The organism is Sphingosinicella humi, from assembly GCF_003129465.1.
Classification (GTDB): domain Bacteria; phylum Pseudomonadota; class Alphaproteobacteria; order Sphingomonadales; family Sphingomonadaceae; genus Allosphingosinicella; species Allosphingosinicella humi.
This window is the reverse complement of sequence record NZ_QFFF01000001.1, coordinates 2368742-2386561: the sequence shown is the minus strand read 5'-3', so window position 1 is coordinate 2386561 and position 17820 is coordinate 2368742. Positions and strand designations below refer to the sequence as shown.

The window sequence follows — 17820 nt, the reverse complement described above, 5'->3', positions numbered from 1 at the left end:
TATGTTGCACTGCCGCAACAGCCGTCCCCTCTTGAATAATTTTCTTCGATTCCCAAGGGGGCGCGTCAGGGCGGCGCCGCCACAATCGCGGAGCCATTCAGCCACGGAGCCGCCACAATTCGGGCCTTACTGGTGTATGGCTTCAACACCACACCAGAAAGGACAATCATGAAGCTCAGTTTTGTTGCGTTCGCTTTCGCCGCCACCGCCATCACCGCGCCGGCGCTCGCCGCGCCGGTCTCGGGCGCCCGCATCGAGGGGGTTGTCGGCTATGACAATGTCCGCGTCGACTTCGGCCCCGATGATGAGAGCCAGGACGGCGTGCTCTACGGTGTCGGCATCGGCTACGACTTCGCCGTGACCCCGACGACCTCGGTCGGCATCGACGCAGAAGCGGCCGACGCCACCACCGACATCGAATTCGTCGACGGCGCCGACAGCGCCAAGATCTCCGCCGGTCGGGATCTTTATGTCGGCGGCCGCGTCACCACCGCCGTCTCCGACCGCGTCAACCTCTACGGCAAGCTCGGCTACACCAACGCCCGCATCAAGGCGACGGTGACCGAGGGCGGCGTGACGACCAGCGAGTCGGCCAATGGCGACGGCATCCGTGCCGGCGTGGGCGCCCAGTACGCGCTCGGCACCAACAGCTATGTCGGCACGGAGTATCGCTACTCCAACTATGAAGCCGGCCTGTCGCGCCACCAGGTCGCCGCGACCTTCGGCTTCCGCTTCTAAAAGCATCGGACCGAAACAAGGAGGGAGGGAGCGCCGCGGCGCTCCCTCCCTTTCCTTTGCGCTATTGAAGCGGCGCCTCCAGTCGAACATAGCGGGGCGAAAGCAAAGGGGGCGCGCCGTGGCCGACTATGAACTGATCTCCGGGATCGAGGTGGATCGGGCTCTCAGGGCCTTCGTCGAGGATGAGGCCCTGCCCGGCACCGGCATCGACGCGGCCGTCTTCTGGCGCGGCTTCTCGGCCCTGCTCCGCGACTTGACGCCCGAGAACAAGCGGCTGCTGCGCGAGCGTGAGCGGCTCCAGGCGGAGATCGACGCCCGCAACGAGAGCCTCTCGGGACGCGCTCCCGACCCCGCCGAAGAGGAGACGTTCCTGCACGAGATCGGCTATCTGGTCGACCGCCCGTCTCCTTTCGCCATCGGCACCCGCGGCGTTGATCCGGAAATCGCCGACATTGCCGGCCCGCAGCTCGTCGTCCCCGTCAACAATGCCCGCTACGCCCTCAACGCCGCCAACGCGCGCTGGGGCAGCCTGTATGACGCGCTCTACGGCACCGACGCCATGGGCGATCTTCCCCCGTCTGGCGGCTATGACGCGGAACGCGGACGCCTTGTCATCGCCTGGGGCCGGCGCTTCCTCGACGAGATTGCGCCCTTGACCGGCGGCAGCCATGCCGAGGTGACCCGCTATGCCGTCGAGGATGGCGTCCTCTCCACCAATCGCGGCGGCCTCAAGGATCCCTCAGCCCTTGCCGGCTGGCGCGCCGGCGATGCCATCCTCCTTCGCCACAACAATCTCCATGTCGAAATCCGGCTGGACGCCCATCATCCGATCGGACGCGAGGACCGCGCGGGCGTTGCCGACATCCTCCTGGAGAGCGCCATCACCGCGATCATGGATTGCGAGGACAGCGTTGCCGCCGTCGACGCGGAGGAGAAGATCGGCGTCTACCGCAGCTGGCTGGGCCTCATGAAGGGCGACCTTACGGCGCGGTTCGACAAGGGCGGGAAGCCGCTCGAGCGGCGCTTGGAGCCCGACCGGCACTATGAGGCGCCCGGCGGCGCCACGCTCACGCTGAAGGGGCGTGCGCTGCTGTTCGTGCGCAATGTCGGTCATCTCATGACCAACCCGATGATGCGGCTCGATGGCGAGGAGGTTCAGGAAGGGCTCGCCGACGCCGTGTTTACATCGCTCATCGCGCTGCACGACCTGCGCGGCGCCCGCGCCAATAGTCCCGCCGGCTCCATCTACATCGTCAAGCCCAAGATGCACGGCCCCGACGAGGCGGCTTTCGCCAATCGCCTGTTCGACCGCACCGAGGACGTGCTCGGCCTTCCCCGCCACGCCATCAAGATCGGCGTGATGGACGAGGAGCGCCGGACGAGCGTCAATCTCGCCGCCGTGATCCATGCGGTGAAGGACCGGGTCGTCTTCATCAACACGGGCTTCCTCGACCGCACCGGCGACGAGATCCACACCTCGATGAAGCTGGGCCCGACGATCCGCAAGGGCGAGATGAAGTCATCGGCTTGGCTCAAGGCCTATGAAGACAATAATGTCGATGTCGGCCTTGCCTGCGGCTTTTCCGGGCGGGCCCAGATCGGCAAGGGCATGTGGGCGATGCCGGATCGGATGGCGGACATGCTGGCGCAGAAGATCGCCCATCCCGAGGCGGGCGCCAACACGGCCTGGGTCCCCTCCCCCACGGCCGCGACGCTCCACGCCATTCACTATCACCGGGTCGACGTCGCCGCGCGCCAGCGCGAACTGGCGGGCCGCGCTGCCGCGAAGCTCCATGACATTCTCACCATCCCGGTCGCCGCTGGCCGCAACTGGAGCCCAGACGAGGTGCGCGAGGAGCTGGAGAATAACGTCCAGGGCATCCTCGGCTATGTCGTTCGCTGGATCGACCAGGGGGTCGGCTGCTCGAAAGTGCCGGACATCCACGATGTCGGCCTGATGGAGGACCGCGCCACCTGCCGGATTTCCAGCCAGCACATCGCCAACTGGCTGATGCACGGCATCGTCACCCGCGCAGAGGTCGAAGCCGCGCTGGCGCGCATGGCCAAGGTCGTGGATCGCCAGAATGAAGGTGACCCCCTCTACCGCCCGCTGACCCCCGACAGCCTGGCCTTCCAGGCGGCGGCGGCACTTATTTTCGAAGGCCCGACGCAGCCCTCCGGCTATACCGAGCCGCTCCTCCACGCCCACCGCCTGAGGCTGAAGAGCGAGCAATAGCTCGCCCGACAAGGAAGGAGGCCCGCCATGGACAGAAGCGCGCAGAACAGCGGCACGACGGAAGTCCGGGAAGCGCATCGCTTCGACATTGGCAGGCTGGAACGATGGCTGGAGCGGGAAGTGCCCGGCTTCGCGGGCCCGTTGAGCGTCGAGCAGTTCAAGGGCGGCCAGTCCAATCCCACCTACAAGCTCGTCACCCCGACGCGCGCCTATGTGCTAAGGCGCAAGCCGCCCGGACGGCTGCTCCCCGGCGCCCATGCGGTGGAGCGGGAATATCGGGTGATCGCGGCACTCGGAAAGCAGGGTTTCCCGGTCGCGCGGGCAGTCGCCCTGTGCGAGGACGACAGCGTCATCGGCACCGCTTTCTACGTGATGGACATGGTCGAGGGTCGCATATTCTGGGAAGCGGCCTTTCCCGAGCTGAGCGCCGCCGAGCGGCCGGCCTATTTCGACGCGATGAACCTCACCCTCGCCCGCCTGCACGGCCTCGATCCGGACGCGATCGGCCTCGGCGACTATGGCAAGCCGGGCAATTATTTCGAGCGGCAGATCGGCCGCTGGTCCAAACAGTATCTGGGCGATGCCGAAGCGGGCCGCGTCGCGGCGATGGACCGGCTGGTCGAATGGCTGCCGGACAATATCCCGGCCGGTGAGGACGAAGCGCGCATCATCCACGGCGACTTCCGCTGCGACAATATGATCTTCCATCCGACGCAGCCGAAAGTCCTCGCCGTGCTGGACTGGGAGCTTTCCACGCTCGGCCATCCGCTGTCCGACTTCGCCTATCACCTGATGATGTACCGCATGCCCGCGAGCGGGCTCACCGCCGGGCTCGCCGGCGTCGATCTTCGCGCGCTCAACATCCCTTCGGAAGCGGAATATGTCGCCGCCTATTGCGAGCGCACCGGGCGAAGCGGCATCCCCGATCTCGATTTCTACGTCGCTTTCAACATGTTCCGCCTCGCCGCCATCCTTCACGGCATCAAGGGCCGGATCGCGCGCGGCACCGCCGCCTCGGCCCATGCCGACAAGATGGCGGCCGGGCTCGAAGGCCTGGCGGACCTCGCCTGGAACCAGGCCCAGCGCGCCGGCGCCCGCTGAGGAGCGGTGGACTCAGGGCCGATTTCCTATAATCAGCAAAGGATCAAAGGTCGCTTGGGGGGCGGTCGAATGGGGGATTCCGCAGGACCGAACTGGACGAGCCGGGCGAAGCGCACGCTTCGGCAGGTCGGCCCCATGCGCCTCGCGGGCATGGTCCTGTTCCTCGTCCTCGGCCTCCTCTTCGCCCGCTACAGCTGGGATATACCGCTGGCGAAGGACGCCGAGCGTGCCCTCTACGACATCCGCCTGCTCGAAACCGCCGAGCGGATGCCGCAGGACGACCGCATCGTGATGGTCGTCTACACCGACGAGACGCTGGAAGCGCTCGCCAAGCGCTCGCCGCTCGACCGGGAGATGCTCGCCAACGCGCTCCTCAAGATCGACGCGATGAACCCCAAGTCGATCGGCATCGACATTTTGATCGATCAGCCGCAGGCCGAGGACCCGATCCTGATCGACGCCTTCCGACGGGTCGAGACGCCGACCTGGCTTGCCTTCGCCTCCAACGCCACCAGCCCCGATTACATGAAATTGTGGCAGGAGCAGTTCCTCACCGGCTTCCTCGACCGGATCGGCCCCGGCGCGGTGAAGCCGGCCAGCATCATGCTCGAGCCCGACCTGGAGGACGGGGTCATCCGCAGCTGGCCCCGCCAGCCTGACAGCCTGCCGCCGCTGCTCGCCACCGCCATGGCGCCGATCCATCCGGAGTTCCGGGACTATTCGCGCAGCATCGCCTTTCGCCTGCCCGAGAGCCTCGACTATCCCGTCTTCTCCAAGCTTCCCATCGATCTCTTCGTCACCGATTTCGCCGATGCGCTGAGGCCGCAGATCGAGGGCCGCCACGTGCTGATCGGCGGCGATATCCAGGACGTCGACGATTATGAGACGCCGATGAGCCGCCTGGACGGCCGACTGACCAAGGGCGTCGAGGTCCACGCCCATCTTCTCGCCCAGCTGCTCGACGGTAAGCTGCCGGCCGCCATTCCCGGCTGGGCGCTCTGGCTGGTGGCGGTCGCGGTCGTCGTCGCCGGCGGCCTCACCAGCCTGCTCGAAATGCGCAGCTGGAAGCTGGCCGCGGTGCTGATCGGCCAGGTGATTTTCTTCGTCTCGCTGCCCTTCCTGGTCCAGGCCGGCAACATCGACACGCTCGGCCTTCCCGCCTTCGGCTGGGCGGTGGGGTGGCTGTTCGCGTTCGCCGCGGTCGGCACGGCCGCCCGGGCGGTCGGCTCGGAGCAGCGCCGCTTCGCCCAGTCGACGCTCGGCAAATATCTGCCCGTCGACATCGCCAACCAGATCCTCCGCGATCCCGAACGCCTGGCTTTGAAGGGCGAGAAGCGGCAGATCTATGCCATTTTCACCGACATGGAGGGCTTCACCAAGCTCAGCCACGCGATCACCCCGGAGCAGCTCTCGACCCTCCTCAACCGCTATCTCGACCTATTGAGCGATACGGTGCTGAAGCATGGCGGCACGATCGACAAGTTCGTCGGCGACGCCGTCGTCGCCTTCTGGGGCGCACCGATCGCGCGCGAGGACGATGCCGACCGCGCCATCAATGCCGCCGTCGCCATGTACGAGGCGGGGCAGGAATTCGCCCGCTCCGGCGGCGACGACATTCCGCCGCTCGGCAAGACTCGGGTCGGCCTCCACCGCGGCGAAGCGGTCGTCGGCAATTTCGGCGGCGAGGGACGCATCCAGTATACCGCCCTCGGCGACGGCATGAACACCGCCGCGCGGCTGGAATCCGCGAACAAGTCGCTGAAGACCACGATCCTCGTCAGCAGCGAGGCGAGGCGTCAATCGACGCTCGACCTCTTCCGCCCTATGGGTCGCATCGTCCTTAGCGGCCGCGCCACGCCGGTCGAAGTCTGGGAGCCCGCGCCGCAAATGGACACAACGCTCCGGCAGACGCTCACTACTCTATGGGAGCGGTTCGACGGCGGCGACATGTCCGCACTTCCCGAATTGGAACAGTTGGCTGAGGCCCATAAGGAAGATGCGGCGCTGGCTAATTTTGTGTATAGGATAAGAGAAGCAGGTCCGGGAGGTCACTTTGTCTTGGGGTCCAAATAAAGCCATTGCCGCGCGTCTTGCCGCGGCTTTGTTGATCGCGTCCAGCGCCACCGCCGCGGCGGCGGAAGCACTCGTCGTTCGGGCGCTCGGCCCGTCGGCCCGGAGCTTCCCGGCCGGCAAGAAACTCGCCGACGACGCGCGCATCACTCTGCAGGCCAACGACACGCTCGTCCTGCTCGACAGCCGCGGCACCCGCACGCTTCGGGGGCCGGGCACCTTCACGCCCAGCGGCCCCGCCCAGGCGAATAATCGATCGGCGATCGCTTCGGTTGCGGGCGGCCCGGCGCGGCGGGCTCGCATCGGGGCTGTGCGCAATGTCGGCGGAGCGACCGACGTCCGCCCGGCGAGCATCTGGCATGTCGACGTCGCCAAGAGCTCCAATGTCTGCCTGACCGATCCGGCGCATGTCACGCTGTGGCGCGCCGATGCGACCAAGCCGGTGACGCTGACGGTCACGCGGGCCAGCGACGGCGCGAACCGCACGGTCCAGTGGCAGGCCGGCGAGCCGACCGTCTCCTGGCCGTCCGATCTCGCCGTCACCTCCGGCGCCCAGTATCGCCTGAACTGGGGCGGCGCCGAGAAGCCGACCGTCGTGACTTTCAAGACGCTCGCGGCCGAGCCGCCGGAGCCGGAAGCGATGGCATCGACGCTCATCGAAAACGACTGCGATGCGCAGCTCGACGTTCTGATCGCCGCGCTCGAGCGGCCGGCGATGGCCGCGGCCACCCCCGAGAACTGAACCTTCGCTTTGTACAGAGAAAAAGCGGCGTCTCCTGAGGGAGGCGCCGCTTTCTTTATGTCCTCCCCACGAAAATCGTGGGGAGGAATGGCTCAGTTCGTCGGAAAGCCGCGCTTCTTGAGGAGCGCGTTCACGTCCGGATCGCGGCCGCGGAAGGCCCGATAGGCCTCGGCGCGGTCGGTCTCGTTGCCGGTGGAGAGCAAGGTCGCCTTGAACCGCTCGGCCGTCGCCTTGTCCCAGACGTTGCCGGTCTCCTCGAACGCCGCCCAGGTGTCGGCGTCCATCGTCTCCGACCACAGGTAGGAGTAATAGCCGGCCGAGTAGCTGTCCGACGAGAAGAGGTGGTTGAAGTGCGGCAGGCGGTGCCGCATCACCAACTCTTCGGGCATGCCGAGCTTCGCCAGCGTCTCCCGCTCGAACGTGTCGGGATCGACGACGCCGTCGGCATCGGTGTGAAGCGCCATGTCGACCAGCGCGGACGACAGATATTCCGTCGTCGCGAAACCCTGGTTGAAGGTCTGCGCCTTCTCGATCTTGTCGATCAGCGCCTGCGGCATCGCCTCGCCCGTCTTGTAGTGCTTCGCGAACTTGCTGAGCACGGCTGGCGTCATCAGCCAGTTCTCGTTGACCTGGCTCGGATACTCCACAAAGTCCCGCGGCGTCCCGCCGAAGCTCGGATAATGGACGTCCGACAGGAAATAGTGGATGGCGTGACCGAATTCGTGGAACAGCGTCTCGGCATCGTCGAGGCTGATCAGCACGGGCTCGCCCGGCGCCGGCTTCACGAAGTTGTTGTTGTTCGAGCCGAGCACGATTTCGTCACCGAGAAGGCCGGCGTGGCTGCGATAGGTCGTCGCCCAGGCGCCCGAACGCTTGCCGGTGCGCGCGAAATCGTCGCGGTAGAAGACGCCGATCTGGTCGCCGGTCTTGCGATCGGTGACGCTGTAGACGCGGATGTCCGGATGCCAGGTGGGAACGGTGCCGGTGATCTCCTTGAAGTCCAGCCCGTACAGCTCGCCCGCCGCCCAGTAGGAGGCTTCGATGATGTTATCGAGGGCGAAGTAGGGTTTGATCTCCTCCTGGGAGAGATCGTAGCGCTCCTTGCGGACCTTCTCCTGATAGTAGCGATAGTCCCACGGCTCGATCGTAATGTTGTGGCCGAGCTTGTCGGCGACCGCCTGCTGGTCGGCGACCTCCTCCTTCACGCGCGCGATGGCCGCCGGCCAGACGCGCATCATCAGCTCCTGTGCCTCGGCGGGCGTGCCGGCCATCGTGTCCTGCATCCGCCACTCGGCGTGGTTCTCGAAGCCGAGCAGCTTGGCGCGGTCGGCGCGCAGCTTCACGATGTCGGCGATGAGCGCGTTGGTGTCGTTGGCATCGCCATTGTCGCCGCGGTTGACGAAAGCCTTCCAGACCTTCTCGCGCAGCGCGCGGTTGTCGGCGAAGGTCAGCACCGGATCGACCGCCGAGCGGGTGTTGACGATGGCGTAGCTGCCCTCCGGCAGGCTCCGCTCCTTGGCGGCGGACGCGGCGGCGGCCTTCACGTCGTCGGGCACGCCGGCGAGTTCAGCCTCGGTGGCGGTGATGTAGGTGCTCTCGTCGGCCAGCACCTTCTCGCTGAAGGTCGCGAACTTCTCGGCCAGCTGCTGGTTGTAGGCCGAAAGCTGCTTCTTCTGCTCTTCGTTGAGATTGGCGCCGCGGCGGACGAACTGGTCGTAGAGGCGGGTCACCAGCCGCTGCTGCTTGGCGTCAAGGCCCGAAGTCTCGCGGGCCGCGTACACCGCCTTCACGCGCTGGAAGAGCTTGGGGTTGAGGATGATCTCGTCATAGGCCGCCGAGAGCTTGGGCGACCATTCCTTGTCGAGCGCCTGATATTCGGGCGTCGCCATGTTGCTCGTCATCACGCCGAAGACGGAGAGCACGCGGTCCAGCCTCTGGCCGCTCTTGTCCAGCGCCTCGACCGTATTCTCGAAGGTCGCCGCCGCCGGATTGTCGGCGATGGCGAGCACCTCGCGGCGCTGCTCGTCGATGGCGAACTGCAGCGCCTCCGGGAACATCTGCGGCGTCGCCTTGTCGAACGGCGGCACGCCGTCATAGGGGCCGCTCCAGTCGGCGAGAAGGATGTTGCTGGGCACGGCGGCCTGCGCTTTAGCCGAAGCCTGCCCCGTGGCGGCGTCCTGCGCCGCCACGGGAACTGCGGCGATGGCACCGCCGAGGGCGAGCGCGGCCGCACCCGTCAGAAAAACTGCTTTCAAAACGATCTCCATAATTCGCGAGTGAGCGCCCGGGGACGCGGGCGCGTGTCATGGCCGCTTCATATAAAGACAAGGCTGAACCTGTGGCAACTTGTCGTTCAGGCTGGTCGCGCCGGCCGTGGCCCCCGTCGCGTGCCGCTTTGCAAAGACGCTGGTTTCGGCGCATATTCGGGCGGGTTGGCCCCTGGGGGAAGCGATGACGGCTGAGGGACTTGGATCGGCGTTTACGGCGGGCGGTCTGATAGGCCAGCTGGCCTTTCTGCTGCTCGTGCTCGGCGTCATGTCGGGCCACTTCAAGCTTGCCCGCGCCTTCATAGCCATAGCCGCGCTGATCGGCCTCTGCCACGCTCTTTTCTGGACCGGCAACGTCGTCGCCGCCTTCTGGTGGGGCCTGCTGATGGTCGCGTCGCTGCTCGTCCTCGGCCGGCGCCTTATCGAGAACGCCAGGACCCGCTTCACCGAGGAGGAGGAGGCAATGCTTTCCGGCGTCCTCTCCGCTCTCCCGCGCAGCCGCGCCCGCCACCTGCTCGACCAGGGTTTCTGGCTCTCGGGCCGCGCGGGCGACGTGCTGACGCGCGAGGAAGAGGCCGTGACGCACCTCTTCTATCTGAGCAGCGGCGAGGCGCGGGTGATGAGCCACGGCAAGCGCGTTGGTACCTGCCGCGCCGGCGACCTGATCGGCGAAGTCACCGTACTTTCCGGCGATGCGGCGAGCGCCACGGTCATACTCGACGGCCCTGCCCGCTTCTGGTGCGCCCCCGCCGAGGCTCTGCGCCCCTATCTCGCCGCGCATGAGGACGTCCGCCACGCCCTCGAACAAGGCTTCACCGCCTCTCTCAAGGCCAAGCTCCGGGCGAGCAACGAACGCATCGCCAAGGCCGGCGGAGTCGCGGCCTGACGATCCTTTCGTCGGATCGGCGGGGTTGAAGGCCGGTCCTCGTCCGGTAAGATGGCGAGCCCGAGCTCACGCCTTATCCGCAGCCGGAAGGATATTCAGATGATGACACCTGGGCTGGCGCTCGCCGGGCTGGTCATGGCGCAGGCGGCGTCTCCCGTCCCGCTCATCCCCTCCTTCTTCACCGCGCAGGCGCTGTTCGACATCTGCAGCCGGCCCAATGCCGGCCAATGCTCCATGTATATCACCGGCACGGTCGACGGCATGTTCCTGCTGGAGGCGGCGCGGGGACGGGAAAGCTTCTGCCTTCCGCAAATGACGAACCGCGAGGCCGCCGATGCCGTCGTCGAGTATCTGGACGGCAATCCCGAGGTGCGGAGAAAAGCGGCTTCCGCCGCGATCTACGAAGCCCTGACCGAAAGCTTCCCCTGCCCGGAGTCCGAACCGGCGGCGCCTGTGGAGACGGGCAGCGAGTAGCGGACTATTCGCCTATCTGCTTCTTCGGCGGTCCTTCCTCCCGCCGCCGAATGACCAGATTCCGGATCTCGGTCATGTCCTCCATGGCGAAGCGGATGCCTTCCCGTCCCAGCCCGCTATCCTTGACGCCGCCATAGGGCATGTTGTCGACCCGGTAGCTGGGCACGTCGTTGATGACGACGCCGCCGACGTCGAGCCGATCCCAGGCGTTCAGGGTCTTGAACAAGTCGCGGGTGAAGATGCCGGCCTGGAGCCCGAACTTGCTGTCGTTGACCTCGTCCAGCGCCGCATTGAAATCACGAAACTTGGACAGAATCGCGACGGGCCCGAAAGCCTCCTCGCGATAGACGGTGGCGGAGCGATCGACGCCTTCGAGCAAGGTCGCCTCCAGCATCGCCCCGTCTCGCTTGCCGCCGCACAGGATCGTGGCACCGCCGCTCACGGCCTCCTGGATCCAGTCGTCGAGGCGCTTGGCCTCCTTCACGTCGATCATCGGTCCGATGAAGGTCTTCCGGTCGTGCGGATCGCCGGCGACGAGCGTCTTCGCCTTGCCCACCAGCCGGTCCCGAAGCGCGTCATATACGGATTCGTGAATGATGATGCGCTGGACGCCGATGCAGCTCTGGCCGGACTGGTAGAAGGCACCGAAGATGATCCGCTCGACTGCATCGTCGAGATCGGCATCGGCGTCGACGATCACCGCCGCATTGCCGCCCAGCTCCAGCACCACCTTCTTCTTGCCCGCCTTCCCCTTCAGCTCCCAGCCGACGCCCGGCGAGCCGGTGAAGGAAAGCAGCTTCAGCCGATCATCCTCGGTGAAGAGATCGGCGCCGTCGCGGCTGGCGGGAAGGATCGAGAAAGCGCCCTTGGGCAGGTTCGTCTCCGCCAGAACCTCGCCGATGATGAGGGCGCCAAGCGGCGTGCGGCTCGCCGGCTTCATCACGAAGGGGCAGCCGACGGCGAGCGCCGGCGCGATCTTGTGGGCGGCGAGGTTCAGCGGGAAGTTGAAGGGCGCGATGAAGCTGCACGGCCCGATCGGCACGCGCTTCCAGATGCCGAGATAACCGCGCGCGCGTTTCGAGATGTCGAGCGGCTGGACCTCCCCCGTCATGCGCACCGCCTCTTCGGCGGCGATGCGGAACGTATCGATGAGGCGCGTCACCTCCCCTTCCGCATCGTTGATCGGCTTCCCGGCTTCGACGCAGAGCGCATAAGCGAGCTCGTCGAACCGCTCCCGGAATCGATCGACGCAATGCTGGAGCACCGCCTGCCGCTCATAGCTCGCCATCCGCGTCATCGGCTCGGCCGCCTCCACCGCGGCGGCGATGCCGGCATCGATCGTCTTTGCGTCCGCCAACGCCGTACGGAACGCGACCTTGCCCGTATATTTGTCGGTGACCTCGAGGTCGGTGTTCGGCTGCTTCGCCTCGTTGGCGAGGTAAAGGGGGTAGGTGTCCTTGAGCTTGGTCATCGTCTGTCTCTCTTCCCGCTCATCCTGAGGAGCCGCTGAGCGAAGTCGAAGCGGCGTCTCGAAGGACATACACGGCCCTTCGAGACGGGCCTTCGCCAGGCTCAGTCCCTCCTCAGGATGAGCGAAATGGTTTCATTCCCCGCGCGGTTCGTATCTACACCGCCGCGCTCAGCTCCTTGATCTCCTTGTTGAGGATACGGTCATTGTCCGCATAGTCGACCGGACAGTCGATGAGGTGGACGCCCGGCGTGTCGAGACATTCCCTGAGCAGGCCCGGCAGCATGTCGGCGCTGGTGACGCGATGGCCCTTCGCGCCGTAGCTCTCGGCATATTTGACGAAGTCGGGATTGCCGTAGGTGAGGCCCCAATCCTCGAAGCCCATATTGGCCTGCTTCCAGCGGATCATGCCGTAGCTGTTGTCGTTGAGGATCAGCACGGTGAGATCAAGGCCGAGGCGGACCGCCGTCTCCAACTCCTGGCTGTTCATCATGAAGCCGCCGTCGCCGCAGATCGCCATCACCTTGCGGCCCGGATGCACCATCTTGGACGCCATGGCGGAGGGAAGCCCCGCTCCCATCGTCGCCAGGGCGTTGTCGAGCAGCACCGTATTCGGCATCCGCGCAGGATAGTTTCGCGCGAACCAGATCTTGTAGACGCCGTTATCGAGGCAGATGATGCCGTCCGCCGGCATCGCATCGCGGATGAATTTGACGAGGCAGGCGGGGAAGATCGGAAAGCGCATGTCGTCGCACATGGAATCGCGGTGGGCGATCTCGGCAGCGCGCGCCTTCATCATCGTGTCGAAATTCCAGGTGCCCTGCGGGAGGATATCCTCCTTGATCTGCCAGATGGCATTGGCGATGTCGCCGATGACCTCGATCTGCGGGAAGTAGACCGGGTCCACCTCCGCCGTCTTGGTGCTGATGTGGACGACCTCGGTACCGCCTTGCTTCATGAAGAAGGGCGGCTTCTCGATCACGTCATGACCGACATTGATGATGAGGTCCGCCGATTCAATCGCCCGGTGGACGAAGTCGCCGGCCGACAGCGCGGCGCAACCGAGGAACTTCGGGCTCGTCTCGTCGAGCACGCCCTTGCCCAGCTGCGTCGTAACGAAGGGGATGCCGGTCTTCTCGACGAACTGGCCGAGCATCCGGCTGGTCATCTTGCGGTTCGCGCCGGCGCCGATGACGAGCACCGGCGAGCGCGCCTTCTCGATCGCGTTGACCGCGGCGCGGACCGCCTTCACGTCGGCGGTAGGGCGGCGATGCAGGCTCGCCTTCAGCGGCCGTGACGAGGTGTGCTCGTCGGCGACGTCTTCGGGCAGCTCGAGATGGACGGCGCCCGGCTTCTCCTCCTCGGCCAGGCGGAACGCCTCCCGCACCCGGCTCGGGATATTGTCGGACGAAGCGAGTTGATGGGTATATTTGGTGATGGGCCCCATCATCGCGACCACGTCCAATATCTGAAAGCGGCCCTGTTTCGATTTCTTGATCGGCTTCTGCCCGGTGATCATCATCATCGGCATGCCGCCCAATTGCGCATAGGCGGCGGCGGTCACGAAGTTGGTCGCGCCCGGTCCAAGCGTCGACAGGCAGACGCCGGCCTTGCCGGTATGTCGCCCATAAGTGGCCGCCATGAATCCGGCGCCCTGCTCGTGCCGCGTCAGGATCAGTTTGATCTTGTCGGAGCGGGAGAGACTATCGAGAAAGTCGAGATTTTCCTCCCCGGGAACGCCGAAGATATATTCGACGCCTTCTTCTTCGAGGCATTGGATGAACAGGTCCGAGGCCTTGATAGCCATAACGCCGTCTCCGCTGATCTTGTGTTTTTTGACGAACTGTCGACGCAAGCACTTCGGCGAGCTGAGACGTACGCGATCGGCCTCTTCCCCCCGCAGTTGTGTATCGGGCTTTGTTCCAACGATCGTCAAGTCGATGAAAATCGCCGTCCAGCCTTGAAAGGATGCACGACTTTGGCCTAGTCATGGACCGGTGGGCGCCCGCTCGGCAAAGACCAGGCGGCGTGGGGGAAAGACATGGGGCGCAATCGCAGTCTGGCGATAATCTGTGGAGCCGCGGGCCTCGCGCTCGTGCTGCTCGTCCTGTTTCTAGTCCGGCCCGAAGCCGCCGTCGCCACCGCGCAGACCGCGGCGGGGCGAACGGTGGTGGGCGTCGCCACTTGCGGCGGCACCACCTGCCACGGCCGCTCCGAAGCCGACGGCAAGATCGTGCGCCAGGATGAGCTGATGATCTGGCAGGACCCGTCCAGCCCGTCGGGGGCGCATAGCCGCGCCTGGCAGGTCCTGGCCGAGCCACGCTCGCGCGCCATCGCCCAGCGGCTCGGCATCGGCGAGGCGACGAGCGCGCCGATGTGCCTCGGCTGCCATGCGACCCCGGCCGGCGGATCGCGCGGCGCCCGTTTCCAGACCTCGGACGGAGTGGGCTGCGAGGCCTGTCACGGCGCCGCCTCCAGCTGGCTCTCCAGCCATTATGCCGTGGGCGCGAACCACGCCGCCAACGTGTCGCGCGGCATGATCCCGCTCGACAATCCGAAGGCGCGCGCCAGCGTCTGTCTCGACTGCCATTTCGGCTCGGCCGACTCCGGCCAGTTCGTCAGCCATCGCATCATGGCGGCCGGCCACCCGCGCATCGCCTTCGAGCTCGATCTCTTCTCGACCCTCCAGCAGCATCACAATGAAGACGCCGATTATGCCGCCCGCAAGGGCCGGACCAACCCGGTGAAGATGTGGGCCGTCGGCCAGGCCATGGCGCTCGACCGCTCGCTCAGCCTCTTCGCCGACGCCCGGCGCGGCATGGAAGGCATGTTCCCGGAATTCTATTTCCTCGACTGCCACAGCTGCCATCGTCCCATTTCCGACGACCCGCGCTTCGCGCCGACCGCGCTCGACAATCCCGGCCGCCCGATCCCGGAGGGCATGCCGCCCTATAACGACGAGAATATGATCATGCTGGCCGCCGCCGCGAAGGTGGTGGCGCCGAGCCTCGCCGACCGCTTCACTCGCGACAGCCGCGCCTTCCACCAGGCGATGGCCAAGGATCGCGCCGCCGCCGTCGCCGCCGCAGTCACGCTCCGCGACAGCGCCCGCGCCCTCGCCAACGCCTTCGCCGCTGCCGATCTCGGCCCGGCCCAGGCCTTCGCCATCGTCGATGCGATCACCCATGAAGCGGTGTCCGACCGCTTCACCGACTATGCCGGCAGCGTCCAGGCGGTGATGGCGACCGACACGCTGTTGTCGGCGCTCGTGAACATGGGCGCGGTCGGGCCGGGCGCCGCCCAATCCATCCGCGGCGACCTCAACACCGCCTATCGGGCGGTGCGCGATCCCAACGCCTACCGGCCTCGCGAATTCCGCGCGAGCCTCGGCCGGGCGGCGTCCGCGATCAGGAGCCTTCGCTGATGCGCCATTCCGCCGCCAGTCTGCTCGCCATCGCCTCGCTGCTGGTCGCGTCCTGTGGAGGCGGCGGCGGCAGCGCGACCCCGACGCCGACGCCAACGCCGACCCCCACGCCCGCGCCGACGCCCACCCGCCTTTACGATGTTCCGGCGCGCGAAGCGCTCAGCTCCGCCGATGTCGGCCGCATCATCGCCCAGGCGGTCGCCGAGGCGAACGCCCGCAAGCGTCCCGCGACCATCGCCGTCTCTGATCGCGTCGGCAACATCCTGGCCGTGTTCACGATGAACGGGGCGAACCAGCGCCTGTTCGTGCCGCGCGGCCCCAATGGCAGCACGCACGACCTCCAGGGCGTCGACCTTCCGGCCGCCGTCGCCGGCGCCATCGCCAAGGCGATCACCGGCGCCTATCTCTCCTCCGGCGGCAATGCCTTCTCGACCCGCACCGCGTCGATGATCGTGCAGGAGCATTTCCCCCCCTCCGCAGCGACGCAGGGGTTGGAAAGCGGACCGCTGTTCGGCGTTCAGTTCAGCCAGCTCCCCTGCTCCGATCTGGCTGCACGCTTCAACGGCAACACCGGCTCGGACGGTTTCATCGGCCCCAAGCGCTCGCCGCTCGGCCTTTCCGCCGATCCCGGCGGGCTGCCGCTCTACAAGAATGGCGTGCTGGTCGGCGGCGTCGGCGTCATGGCCGACGGCGTCTACGGCTTCGACCCCGAGGTCCAGGACGTCGACAAGGACGATGAAGAGATCATCGCGCTGGCGGCCACGACGGGATTCGCCGCGCCCGAAGCCATCCGCGCCAACCGCATCACGGTGGACGGCACCAGCCTGCGCTTCACCGACGCGGCCGGGGCGGACCTCCTCAGCAACCCGGCCAGCGCCCTGGCCTTCTCGGCTATCGACGGCCAGGCGGGCGCCCTCACCTCGGTTCGCGGCTATTATGACAGCACGAGCGGGCTCATCGCCGGCCGCGCCTACGGGACCGAGGCGTCCGGCATCCGCGCCGCCACGGCGGGCGAATTCGACAATCCGGACGCCTTCATCCTCACCAACGGCGCCGGCGCCAACCGCTACCCGATCCGCGGCGCCACCGACGGCGGCGACGTTTCCCAGCCCCTCACGCGCGCCGAGGTGGAGGCGGTTCTGGAGGAAGCGTTCAAGATCATGAGCCGCGCCCGCGCGCAGATCCGGCGGCCGCTGGACAGCCGCGCCCAGGTCTCCATCTCGCTGGTCGATACCCATGGCGAGGTGCTGGGTATCGTCCGCGCGCCCGACGCGCCGATCTTCGGCATCGACGTTTCGCTGCAGAAGGCGCGCACGGCCACCTTCCTGTCCAGCGCCCGCGCCGCCCGGTCGCTCCAGGCCAATCCCGATCCGGACGTCAGCATGTATGTGGCGGCGGCGAGGGCTTTCCTCGGCGATCCGTCGGCGCTCACCGGCCAGTTCGCCTTTTCCGATCGAGCCGGTGGCAACCTCTCGCGACCCTTCTTTCCCGACGGCGAGCTCGGCCGGCCGCACGGACCCTTCTCGCGCCCGATCACGGAGTTCAATCCCTTCTCCACCGGACTCCAGTCGGCGCTGGTCGAGGCCAATATCCGCCAGCACGCCGCCTTCGTCCTCGGCGCCGGAGCCGATACGCCGCGCCGCTGCACCCAGGCGCCCGACGTGGCGACGGGGCAGAACCCGCTGGAGAACGGCATCCAGATCTTTCCCGGTTCCGTTCCGATCTTTCGCGGCAACCAGCTGGTCGGCGGCATCGGCGTCTCCGGCGACGGCATCGACCAGGACGACATGATCAGCTTCCTCGGGCTGCACGAGGGCGGCCTCAGGATCGGCGGCATCGGCAATGCCGACCCTGCCATCCGCGCCGACCAGGTCGTCGTCGACCTTGGCGATGCCCAGGTGAGGCTGCGCTACGTGAACTGCCCGTTCGCGCCCTTCCTCGACACCAGCGCGCAGAACGTCTGCCAGGGCAAATAGGCGACGCCGGTGCAGCTCTCCGCCCCCCTCATTCAACTCGTCGCGTCGTTGGGCGGAGCCGACATCGATCCGCAGACCTTGGTGATCGCGGCGCCGCCGCCGAATGTCGATCCCGAAGCGGACGGCACGCTGCTCCTCACCATGCAGAGCGCCCTGCCCCCGCCGCCCCTGCTGCTGACGATGGCGCAGGCCCTGCCGGCGGCCACGCCCAAGGAGCGCGATTACGATCCGCGCGTCTATGTCGATCAGATCGCCGATGTCCTTCGCGAGCGGCGCGAGAGGATGCTGGCGTCCCTTGGTGAAGGCGAACCGCTCGCCCTCAAGCCGATCATCCCGGAACGGATCGAAGCCAGGCTCCAGCTTGCCAGCATCGAGATCGATCTCCCGGCGCCGGATGCGAGTCCGGTCCGGCTGGCGGAAGCGAATGCGCAACCTCCC

The 17820-nt window shown here is 66.7% G+C and carries 12 protein-coding genes; 9 read left to right on the top strand and 3 right to left on the bottom strand.

The window, feature by feature from the left end:
• Window positions 1–168: 168 nt before the first annotated feature.
• The 5 genes from DF286_RS11795 (at window position 169) to DF286_RS11775 (ending at window position 6887) form a co-directional block, all read left to right on the top strand.
• Entirely contained in the window at window positions 169–738 is a 570-nt protein-coding gene (locus DF286_RS11795) for an outer membrane protein (protein ID WP_109271613.1), read from the top strand.
• A 118-nt stretch (window positions 739–856) separates the two neighbouring features.
• On the top strand, window positions 857–2974 hold the full coding sequence (locus tag DF286_RS11790) for a malate synthase G (protein WP_243444815.1): 2118 nt from the start codon (window positions 857–859) through the stop codon (window positions 2972–2974).
• Window positions 2975–3001: 27 nt separating this feature from the next.
• Complete coding sequence (locus tag DF286_RS11785) at window positions 3002–4075, top strand: phosphotransferase (protein WP_109271611.1); 1074 nt, start codon at window positions 3002–3004, stop codon at window positions 4073–4075.
• Between the two features lie 69 nt (window positions 4076–4144).
• Entirely contained in the window at window positions 4145–6148 is a 2004-nt protein-coding gene (locus tag DF286_RS11780; RefSeq protein ID WP_170303959.1) for an adenylate/guanylate cyclase domain-containing protein, read from the top strand.
• A gap of 31 nt (window positions 6149–6179) precedes the next feature.
• Window positions 6180–6887 carry a hypothetical protein gene (locus tag DF286_RS11775; protein ID WP_243444814.1) on the top strand — a complete coding sequence of 236 codons (708 nt, stop codon included), beginning with the start codon at window positions 6180–6182 and terminating at the stop codon, window positions 6885–6887.
• A 92-nt stretch (window positions 6888–6979) separates the two neighbouring features.
• Here DF286_RS11775 and DF286_RS11770 read toward each other — a convergent pair whose 3' ends face one another.
• Complete coding sequence (locus DF286_RS11770) at window positions 6980–9142, bottom strand: M3 family metallopeptidase (protein ID WP_341533238.1); 2163 nt, start codon at window positions 9140–9142, stop codon at window positions 6980–6982.
• A gap of 196 nt (window positions 9143–9338) precedes the next feature.
• On the opposite strand from DF286_RS11770, the gene DF286_RS11765 reads away from it, so the two are divergent.
• Both DF286_RS11765 and DF286_RS11760 read left to right on the top strand, forming a co-directional pair.
• Window positions 9339–10040, top strand: coding sequence for a cyclic nucleotide-binding domain-containing protein (locus DF286_RS11765; protein ID WP_109271608.1), 702 nt, complete (start codon window positions 9339–9341; stop codon window positions 10038–10040).
• Between the two features lie 99 nt (window positions 10041–10139).
• The gene (locus tag DF286_RS11760; protein WP_109271607.1) at window positions 10140–10514 is read left to right on the top strand and encodes a Rap1a/Tai family immunity protein; all 375 of its coding nucleotides are present in this window, start codon (window positions 10140–10142) and stop codon (window positions 10512–10514) included.
• Window positions 10515–10518: 4 nt separating this feature from the next.
• On the opposite strand, the gene DF286_RS11755 is transcribed toward DF286_RS11760, so the two are convergent.
• Both DF286_RS11755 and DF286_RS11750 read right to left on the bottom strand, forming a co-directional pair.
• Window positions 10519–11985, bottom strand: a complete 1467-nt coding sequence (locus tag DF286_RS11755) for an aldehyde dehydrogenase family protein (RefSeq protein ID WP_109271606.1) — start codon at window positions 11983–11985, stop codon at window positions 10519–10521.
• A 154-nt stretch (window positions 11986–12139) separates the two neighbouring features.
• A complete protein-coding gene (locus DF286_RS11750; RefSeq protein WP_109271605.1) occupies window positions 12140–13789 on the bottom strand; it encodes an acetolactate synthase large subunit in 1650 nt (549 codons plus the stop codon).
• Between the two features lie 234 nt (window positions 13790–14023).
• Here DF286_RS11750 and DF286_RS11745 point away from each other — a divergent pair, with 234 nt between their 5' ends.
• Window positions 14024–15406, top strand: coding sequence for a multiheme c-type cytochrome (locus tag DF286_RS11745; RefSeq protein WP_109271604.1), 1383 nt, complete (start codon window positions 14024–14026; stop codon window positions 15404–15406).
• Window positions 15406–17382, top strand: coding sequence for a heme-binding protein (locus tag DF286_RS11740; RefSeq protein WP_109271603.1), 1977 nt, complete (start codon window positions 15406–15408; stop codon window positions 17380–17382). Before DF286_RS11745 ends, DF286_RS11740 begins: the two co-directional genes overlap by 1 nt.
• Window positions 17383–17820 lie beyond the last annotated feature (438 nt).

Coding starts and splice junctions, on each gene's coding strand:
- DF286_RS11740 (WP_109271603.1), top strand. CDS start 15,406: ATGCGCCATTCCGCCGCCAGTCTGCTCGCCATCGCCTCGCTGCTGGTC.
- DF286_RS11785 (WP_109271611.1), top strand. CDS start 3,002: ATGGACAGAAGCGCGCAGAACAGCGGCACGACGGAAGTCCGGGAAGCG.
- DF286_RS11755 (WP_109271606.1), bottom strand. CDS start 11,985: ATGACCAAGCTCAAGGACACCTACCCCCTTTACCTCGCCAACGAGGCG.
- DF286_RS11765 (WP_109271608.1), top strand. CDS start 9,339: ATGACGGCTGAGGGACTTGGATCGGCGTTTACGGCGGGCGGTCTGATA.
- DF286_RS11760 (WP_109271607.1), top strand. CDS start 10,140: ATGATGACACCTGGGCTGGCGCTCGCCGGGCTGGTCATGGCGCAGGCG.
- DF286_RS11795 (WP_109271613.1), top strand. CDS start 169: ATGAAGCTCAGTTTTGTTGCGTTCGCTTTCGCCGCCACCGCCATCACC.
- DF286_RS11745 (WP_109271604.1), top strand. CDS start 14,024: ATGGGGCGCAATCGCAGTCTGGCGATAATCTGTGGAGCCGCGGGCCTC.
- DF286_RS11750 (WP_109271605.1), bottom strand. CDS start 13,789: ATGGCTATCAAGGCCTCGGACCTGTTCATCCAATGCCTCGAAGAAGAA.
- DF286_RS11780 (WP_170303959.1), top strand. CDS start 4,145: ATGGGGGATTCCGCAGGACCGAACTGGACGAGCCGGGCGAAGCGCACG.